Source organism: Micromonospora sp. M51 (assembly GCF_018070305.1).
Classification (GTDB): domain Bacteria; phylum Actinomycetota; class Actinomycetes; order Mycobacteriales; family Micromonosporaceae; genus Micromonospora; species Micromonospora parva.
In genome coordinates this window covers 1-8,713 of sequence record NZ_JAGPXZ010000194.1, presented here as the reverse complement: position 1 = coordinate 8,713, position 8,713 = coordinate 1, and the positions used below count along the sequence as shown (strand labels likewise).

At 69.8% G+C, this 8,713-nt stretch carries 4 protein-coding genes; 1 reads left to right on the top strand and 3 read right to left on the bottom strand.

Annotated elements, in window-relative coordinates; genetic code table 11:
• Positions 1–234: 234 nt before the first annotated feature.
• Positions 235–2,277, bottom strand: a complete 2,043-nt coding sequence (locus KBX53_RS13135) for a hypothetical protein (protein WP_210859455.1) — start codon at positions 2,275–2,277, stop codon at positions 235–237.
• 662 nt (positions 2,278–2,939) lie between these two features.
• Between KBX53_RS13135 and KBX53_RS13130 the strand changes: the two genes are divergently transcribed.
• A complete protein-coding gene (locus KBX53_RS13130; protein ID WP_030330975.1) occupies positions 2,940–3,317 on the top strand; it encodes a VOC family protein in 378 nt (125 codons plus the stop codon).
• A 458-nt stretch (positions 3,318–3,775) separates the two neighbouring features.
• Here KBX53_RS13130 and KBX53_RS13125 read toward each other — a convergent pair whose 3' ends face one another.
• Positions 3,776–5,764, bottom strand: coding sequence for an amino acid adenylation domain-containing protein (locus KBX53_RS13125; protein ID WP_210859453.1), 1,989 nt, complete (start codon positions 5,762–5,764; stop codon positions 3,776–3,778).
• Positions 5,761–8,643 carry a type I polyketide synthase gene (locus KBX53_RS13120; protein ID WP_210859452.1) on the bottom strand — a complete coding sequence of 961 codons (2,883 nt, stop codon included), beginning with the start codon at positions 8,641–8,643 and terminating at the stop codon, positions 5,761–5,763. Before KBX53_RS13120 ends, KBX53_RS13125 begins: the two co-directional genes overlap by 4 nt.
• Positions 8,644–8,713 lie beyond the last annotated feature (70 nt).

Below are 8,713 nucleotides of genomic sequence, written 5' to 3'. Positions count from 1 at the left end.
TGCGACGGCCAGACCGAGTTCGAGTTCACCCTCGACCTGATCCTGGGCGGGCTGGAACGCCTCCGCGCCTGAGCACGAACCGCCGGCGGCCGAGGCGTGGAAGGCGAACCCGCCGCCACGACTCGGCTGCTCGCATGCTGCGGCGGACCGGCGACATCGGCCGGTGGCCCGATCAGTAGTCGTTGACGTTAACCGACCCGCGATGCTCGCTGGACCTCATGAAGAACGCCTACGCTACTCGACCACCGGTCGCGGTGAAGTCCGATACCGCTGCGGCGCCTCAGTTCGCCATGACCGTCGGAAATGGTCACGCACATCGTAATTGTTGGCGAAGTATCGCAAAAGCTCATCGTGACGGAACTGGTAGGCGATTCCAGCGACGCGAACAAATCCGAGCCCACACATTCGCTGCAGAAATCGAGCAGGGGCGAGCGGTAGCCGGAACGCCGAGGCGACGATCATAGCGACGTAGCGCCGCCATAGCGCGCAAGCAACCGTCTCGCCGACAACCGCGCAGTAGAGCAATGCCAGAGGGACACCCAACAGCACACCCCATTGCAGGCTGAAGCCCCATGCCAGGATCGGAAACATGACGGCGGCCGATAGTCGCGACACCGTCCGCTCCCGGCGCAGGACGCCCAACGGGCCGACGATTTCGGGTCTGGTGTCCGTCGCCAGAGTCTGGCCGAAGCCGACTGTCAAACCGATCGCAAGCCAGGCAGTGACGAAACTTATCAATGCTATCCACGGGCCTAGCACCAGCCATGCCGCCACCGCAATGACCAGTGCGGTGGCGGTCTGACGCAGCGAGAACCTCAGGTCGGTCAGCCGTGACCAGTCCGGCGTAGCGGCCGGCATCCACGGCTTCGTGCTTGTTCGTATGAGCATGGCCGACCAGACGGCGGCGCCGAACAGAAGTCCACCACGTGCTATCCAACCACGATCCCACAGAAACATGGCCGCCCAGACGAACCCTGGAACAGACAGCAGCACGCACAAGATGAAATCCGTGACCAACGCCGCCCGCCCGGCGACCGGCCAAAGCCGGTGCAGAATAATGTCGCGCGCAGGCAACGTGCGCCCTGCCACGACCCTCTGCGAAGACCGATTCAGCTCTAAGTACTTAGCGTAATGCGACAACCACCACAGGTCGAGCACGTTTCGCAGTCGTATCGGAAGTGCTGCCCGGACGGTGCCGACGGATTCCACATAGTTCGCTACCAAGGACGCGGCATTGGCAGTCTCTCCCGTCGTGACCAACGTGCGGCCAGGGTCAGTGCGATGCGTAGCCAGGCGATTCCTGGCCAGTTCCGCGATGAGGCTCAACTGCCAGGGGCTGGCGAGCAGAGCTCCGCGGCCTTCATCCTGCAGTGACGTCGCCAGGTCGAGCGCCTGAGCGAAAACGTCCGCGCCGCCAATGGACCGGGACAGATACCTTGTCGCCTCGGCATAGCCGACGGGTCGGATGGTGTACACCTGCAGGGTGTAATGGTCGCGCAGATTCTGATCGAGGGCACTCCAAGTGGCTCGCCGGCAGGTGGCCAGAAAGCGGGCCGGCTCCTCGCGCAACCGCCACTCGGCGAGTTGGCGCAGCAGTCGCTCGGCAGGCTCAACGGTCGTCTCATCGATGCACAGCTCGTCAATGCCGTCGAGCACCGGGAAGATTCGACCCGACTCGATGAGGTCTTGGGCTGAGCCACGGGATACGTTGAACTCGGTCGCAATGAACTTTGGAAGCCAGGCGTCGATCTCTTCGCCATCAATCCAGCGGCCAGCCGGGACTACCAGCGGCACGACCACAGGATCCTGTTTCAGGATCTCCAGGGCAACCTGCAGCGCGGTGTACGACTTCCCGCGACCGGGATGGCCCAGAAGCACAGCACGTTGAGGTCCGCGTAGTGCCGCCTGCGCAAGCGCCTCCAGCCCCACATCCGATGACTCACCGGCGCTCCGGTAACTCAGCGCGATGTGTTCCGATGTACGTCGAAGCTGCCGGAGCCGGGCACTGAGTTCACGGAGGAGCTCCGATCTGAGCTGCTCGATCACGGCGGCTGGCTTATCCCGACGCACCAAGCCAATCAACTGCTGCACCAGAAAGGCGAGGAGGCTGACGGCGCCCAGAATTGTGCCAAGGTATCCAGCTTTGTTGCTCAACGTCTTGTCGGCCATGTAGGCAGGCACGAACGTCGCAGTCGTCACCACGACAATAGCGCTCAGCAGCGTGACCAGGGCACCAGCTGTCCAGCGCAAAACCCGACGCCGGCTACCCGGTCTCATCGACGTGCTCCTTCTGCTGGCCAGGACGGTGTGACCACAGCCAAGCACATCAGAACAGCGACTTTGGTCGAGCAAAGCTCGCGTTGCTGGTCCTGATTAGAACGCGGAACAGACGTGGTCCGGTCACGACCGCTGCGAGCCTCCCACCAGTCACGTCTTGACGGCGCAGAGGCGCTCCGACGCCGCAGCAGTCCCAGCCAAGCCCTCCGCCGCAACAGGCGAGATCGCCAAAGCCGCCACAGGCGGCAGAAGCCGCCAATTCGTCTCGCCAACCCAGCCCCAACCACCAGCACAGGCTACCGATAGCAATCAACCGACTACAGAGCCGAACGTCCAGATCAGACATCCCTTCGTAGTCAGATACCGGGCCGATTCAGAGCGTCATCAAGGGCGACTACGGGCAGTTCCGTTGGATGAGCCGGTACGGGGTGGACGAGACCGACCGCGCGTTATCTGCGACAGAACAGTGCGCTGGATCATGCGGTCGATCCTTCGTGTCGCGTGCTGGGTGAGCCGCTGTGCGACGATCGGTCCGTGGTCCGCCGGGAGAGCTCGCGAGAAGGCACCTTCGAGTGTCGGCTCTGTCGACTTCGATTCGGTCCCATCCGTCATGCCAATGCTGTCAGTGGCGCTACTGGCGGCCTGGACCGGAAGAAGGCGACATGTCCGACAACCTGCGGCTCAGCGCAGTCACTCTGGACAGTTCGGATGCCATCCGCTTGGCGAAGTTCTACGCCGACATCACCGGCGGGACGATGACGCAGATCGGCGATGAGTGGGCATGCGTGCAGAGCCCGGCCGGGCGGCTCAATTTCCAGACCGTGCCTGGATACACGCCTCCAACCTGGCCCGACCCCACCGCGTCGATCATGATGCACCTCGACTTCATGGTCGAGGACCGAGACGCCGCCGAGGCGCGCGTGCTCGCCGCCGGCGCAACGAAATACGACTTCCAGCCCAATAGCGAACAATGCTTCGTCTACGCTGACCCGGCCGGCCACCCCTTCTGCCTGACCACCTGGGAAGCCCCGATGGTCTGACAAGAACCCTGCGCACCGCGATTGCCGCAGTGTTGTCGACATCCGCACATCGACAGGTCCGAACACCCAACCGCGCGTCACTGGTTGGCCACCCGTTAGGCAGGTGCAGCACGCAGCGGTCGAGGCGGATGGTGACACGCCGGCCGGCGAGGTGGTAGCGCCGGCCAGACAATCCACGTTCGGCATCGGCCACGCCGCCGGGTTCCGTGGCAGCGTCTCGGGCCGTTCATGCTTGCCGCTAGGTTCTGGTTCTCAGACCAGGGCGGGTGATGACGTGAGCGACGTGCAAACCGTCTATCGTGCGATGCTGCGCGACGATATTGCCCCCGCTCTACGCACCCTCGGCTTCAAGGGATCGGGCTCGCGGTACAGCCTGCCGGACCCGGGGTTGCCGGCAGCACCGGCGCGAGGAGCTCGAGTCCCTCGGACCTGTTGCGGATTCCTCCGCTCCCGACGCCCTACGCCGAGGGTGACCCGACCCGTACCGGCCGGCGGACCCGGGCCGGCGGGGCGGGCAGAGCCCTGCGGTCGACCTTGCCGTTGGCGGTGGCGGGCAACTCGGGCAGCACCACGTGGCGCAGCGGCACCATGTGGTCGGGAAGCTGCTCGGCCAGGAACGCCCGCAGCTCCGCCTCGCTCACGTCGCCCGCGTCGGCGTGCCGCTCGGTCACCACGTACGCCACCAGGGTCGGGGCCGCACCCAGGTCGTCGCGGAGCAGCACCACGCTGTTCGCGACGAGCGGGTGACTGTTCAGCACCGACTCGATCTCGCCGAGTTCCACCCGCTGCCCACGGATCTTCACCTGCGTGTCGATGCGCCCGCCGTAGTTCAGGTACCCCTGTGGTGACCACCAGGCCAGGTCGCCGGTGCGGTACACCCGCTGGGGACGCCCGGCGACGTGCACGGTGCCGAACCGCTCGGCGGTCAGGTCGGGCCGTCCGGCGTACCCCCGGGCCAGGCAGTCGCCGCCGACCACCAGTTCCCCGGGTACGCCGAGCGGGGCCAGCGCACCGTCGTCGTTCAGCACGTATGCCGTGACGTTGGTGATGGGCCTGCCGATCGGGACGGTGGGGTCCGGTTCGGGTCGGCGGCACGGCCAGGCGGTGACGTCGATGGCGGCCTCGGTGGGGCCGTACAGGTTGTCCACCCGCACCGTCGGCAGGGTGGCGGTGAGCTTGTTGACGAGCTTCGGCGGCAGGGCCTCCCCGCTACAGATCACCCGGCGCAGGGCTGCGCACGCGGCGACCCCGGGCTCCTCGACGAACAGGGCGAGCATCGACGGCACGAAGTGCACTGTGGTCACCGCCTCGCGGGCGATGACGGCGGCCATCTCCTGCGGGTCGCGGTGCGCCTGGGCCTCGGCCGTGACCAGCGTCGCGCCGGCCAGGAAGGCCCAGAGCAGTTCCCACACCGACACGTCGAAGGTGTACGGCGTCTTCTGCAGCACCACGTCGCCGGGCCCGATGCGGTACTCCTCCTGCATCCACGCCAGCCGGTTGGCCAGCGACAGATGGGTCATCTGCACACCCTTCGGCGTCCCGGTCGACCCGGAGGTGAAGATGACGTACGACAGCCCGTCCACCACCTCCTCCGGCGCGCGGTAGCCACGCCAGTCGACGGGCAAGGCGGGTAGGTCGGCACCGGCCAGTGGTCGCACCGGAACGGCCGGGGCTCCGCCGGTGCCGAGCGCGGCCCGTCCCTCCTCGTCGGCGAGCGCCAGCGCGGCGTCGGCGGTGGTGAGCATCAGGTCCAGCCGGGCCCTCGGATGGGACGGGTCCAGCGGCAGGTACGCCGCTCCGGCCAGCAGGACACCGAGCACCGCGACGACCATCTCCGGGCTCCGCTCGGTGCACAGGGCGACGACCGAGCCGGGGCCCACGCCCTCGGTGCGCAGTCGCCCGGCCAGCGCCGCTGCCTCGTCGAGCAGGTCCCGGTAGCTGCGGTCGCGTCCCCCGCCGCGCAGCGCGACGGCGTCCGGGGTGCGCTCCGCCTGCCGGCAGATCGCCTCGTGCACGGGTGTCCGGGGGGCGGGCGTCGGCGCGGGGTTGAAGCCGAGCAGGGTGGCCCGCTCCCGGGGACCGACGAGCGACGCCTCGCGCACCGGGCGGTCGGGATGGTCGGTGAGCCATCCGCTCAGGGTGTCCAGTCGTTCCTGGAGGTGGGTGGGATGACAGTGGTCGCCGGCGAGCCAGACCGGCACCGGGCCCACCGTTCCCACCGCCCCGCCCGGTGGGCCGGGTGTCACCAGCACCACGTCCACCGGGGACAGCTCGGGTGACGGTGTCCGCGTCTGCGCGCGTACCTCTGTCAGTGTGGTGTCCGGGTGCACGCGCAGCGTGTGGTCGCCGTGCGGGCCGCGCACCGTTACCGACGTCGCGCCGGAGAGGCGGTGGGCGAGCACGGCCGCCACTGCTGCGGCGTGTGCCAGGTCGGTGTGGTCGGTCATGCGGTCACCAGCTCGGCCAGGACGCGCGGCGTGGGTCGCGCGGACAGTTTCTCCATCGGGATGCGGACGGCGAAGCGGCGCTGCACCTGGTTGACCATGCGGATGAACAGCAGGGACTCACCGCCGACGGTGAAGAAGTCGGTGTCCGGCCCGATGTCGGGCGAGCCGAGCAACCGGCCCCACAGCTCCACGATCTCGCCCACCACCGTGCTCTCCCCGGCAGCCGCGGGAGGCGGCGACGGTTCGGCGGTGTCCGGGGCCGGTGGCGCTGTCGCCTCCAGCCAGTGGCGGGTACGGGCGAACGGGTACGTGGGCAGCGCCACCCGTCGCGCCGGGGTGTCGCCGCGCACCGCCGGCCAGTCCACCGCCACCCCGGCCGTCCACAGCCCGCCGAGTGCGGCGAGGACATCGGCGGCGTCGGCCCGCGGCGTCGGTCGCGGCTGTATGGCGAACCCGGGCACCCGCCGCCCCTGCGGTGTCTGCCGGGCCATGCCGCTCAGCGCGGTGCCGGGACCGACCTCGACGAGCACGGGGTCGGGCAGCTCCAGCGCGGTCAGCAGGGCGTCGTGGTAGCGCACCGGGCTGCGCAACTGTGCCGCCCAGTAGCCCTCGGCACGCGCCTGGCCGCTGCCGAGCAGCGCGCCGTCGACGCTGCTGACCACCGGGAGGGTGCGGGGTCGGTGGGGCACCCGGTCGGCCGCCACGCCGAGCAGCCGGGCCGCGTCGGTCATCATCCGGCTGTGGAACGCGCGCTGCGCGGGCAGCCCCCGACAGGGCACCCCGGCCGCGTCCAGGCGTTCGCGGAACGCGGCGAGCGGGGCCGGCGGTCCGGCCACGACGGTGACCTCCGGCGCGTTGCGGGCGGCGATGTCGAGGGCGTCCAGGCCCGCGAGGTGTTCCTCCACGGTGCGTGGCCCCGCCAGCACGACCAGCAGGTGACCCTCCGGGGCGTCCTGCATGAGCCGGCCCCGGGTGGCGACCAGGCGCAGCATGTCGTCGTCGGCCAGCTCACCGGCGAGCGCGGCGGCCGGGAACTCACCGACCGAGTGACCGATCATCGCCGCCGGACGGACGCCCCACGACAGCAGCAGCCGGCCGAGCGCCACCTCGTACAGGGCCAGGGCCGGCTGGGTGACGTCCGTGCGGTGCACGACACTGTGCGGGTCGTCGTCGACAAGGACGTCCCGCAGGTCCAGCCCGAGGACCGGGGCCAGCAGCTCCGCCCCGTGGTCGAGGTCGGCCCGCGCCGACGGGTAGTGGTCGTAGAGGCCCCGCGCCATGGCGGGAAACTCGGCGCCCTGCCCGGGGAACAGGAAGACCACCCGGGGTCGGCGGACCGCCGCGCGCACCCGCGCCCGGCGCAGGCCGGCGAGCGCCGCCGGGACGTCCCGTGCGGCCACCGCCAACCGGTGCGGGAAGTGCCGGCGGTACGTCTGCGCCGTCACCGCGACGTCCCGCAGGGACAGGTCGGGGCGCTGCCGGACGTTCTCATGCACCTGATGGGCGGCCTCGCGGACCGCCTCCGGGGTCCGCGCGGACAGCACGATCAGCTCGGCGGGGCCGTCGGCGGCCGATGGCTCCGGCGGGATCGGGCCGTCGGCCTCCTCCAGCACCACGTGCGCGTTGGTGCCACCCAGACCGAAGGCGCTGACCGCCGCGCGGCGCGGACCGTCGACGGCCTCCCACCGACGGGCGACGGTGTCCACCATGAACGGTGTCGACCCGTCCAGCAGCTCGGGCCGGGCCTGCTTCAGGCCGGCGAGCGGCGGGATCTGCCGGAAGTGCAGGGCCAGCGCTGCCTTGATGAGACCGGCGACACCGGCGGCGGCGTCGAGGTGCCCGACATTGGCCTTGACCGAGCCGATCGAGCACTGTCGCTCGCCGCGACGGAAGACCTCGGTCAGCGCGGCCAGCTCGATGGCGTCGCCGACCTCGGTCGCAGTGCCGTGCGCCTCGAGGTAGCCCACGGTCGCCGGGTCGACGGCGGCGGCGGCGTACGCGCGGGTCAGCACGTCGATCTGCCCGGCGATGCCCGGCGCGGTGTAGCCGACCTTCATCCCACCGTCGTTGTTCACCGCCGACCCCTTGATCACCGCGTACACGGTGTCCCCGTCCCGGCGGGCGTCCGCGACGCGTTTGAGCACCACCAGGGCGACCCCGTTGCCGGGCACGGTGCCGTCGGCCGTGGCGTCGAAGGGCCGGCACGTGCCGTCCGGCGACATGATGCCCTTCGTCTCGTAGAGGTACCCGGCCTGCTGCGGCACGGCCACGCAGGCGCCACCGGCGAGCGCGACGTCCGAGTCGCCGCCGCGCAGACTCTGGCAGGCCAGGTGCACCGCCACCAGCGACGTCGAGCAGGCGGTCTGCACGGTGATGGCGGGTCCGCCCAGGTCCAGCCGGTACGCGATCTTCGCGGCCAGGTGGTCCTTCTCGTTGCCCAGCACCACCGACAGCAGCCCCTGCGACTCGACCACCTCGGGCTGGGCGAACACGTGGTGCAGCGCGTAGTAGTTGAACCCGGCCCCGGCGAAGACGCCGACCCGACCAAACGGCCGCTCGGTGGCGAGCCCCGCCGACTCCAACGCGGCCCACGCCGTCTGCATCAGCAGCCGGTGCTGCGGGTCCATCGTCTCCGCCTCCCTCGGAGTGATGCCGAAGAAGGCCGCATCGAACAGGTCCGGGTCGGCCAGGACGCCGCGCGCCGGCACGTACGCCGGGTCGTCGAGCCGGTCGGCGGGCACCCCGGCGGCCAGCAGCTCGCCCCGGGTCAGCGCACTGACAGTGGTCTTCCCGGCGACCAGGTTCGACCAGTACTCCGAGACGTCGGCGGCGCCGGGGAACCGACCGGCCAGGCCGACGATCGCGATGTCGTCGTTCATGAGGGTGCCCCTGCTCTCTCGGTCTGTGCGTGCAGATGCCGGGCCAGCGTCTGGACGGTCGGGAATCGGT

Coding starts and splice junctions, on each gene's coding strand:
- KBX53_RS13135 (WP_210859455.1), bottom strand. CDS start 2,277: ATGAGACCGGGTAGCCGGCGTCGGGTTTTGCGCTGGACAGCTGGTGCC.
- KBX53_RS13130 (WP_030330975.1), top strand. CDS start 2,940: ATGTCCGACAACCTGCGGCTCAGCGCAGTCACTCTGGACAGTTCGGAT.
- KBX53_RS13125 (WP_210859453.1), bottom strand. CDS start 5,764: ATGACCGACCACACCGACCTGGCACACGCCGCAGCAGTGGCGGCCGTG.
- KBX53_RS13120 (WP_210859452.1), bottom strand. CDS start 8,643: ATGAACGACGACATCGCGATCGTCGGCCTGGCCGGTCGGTTCCCCGGC.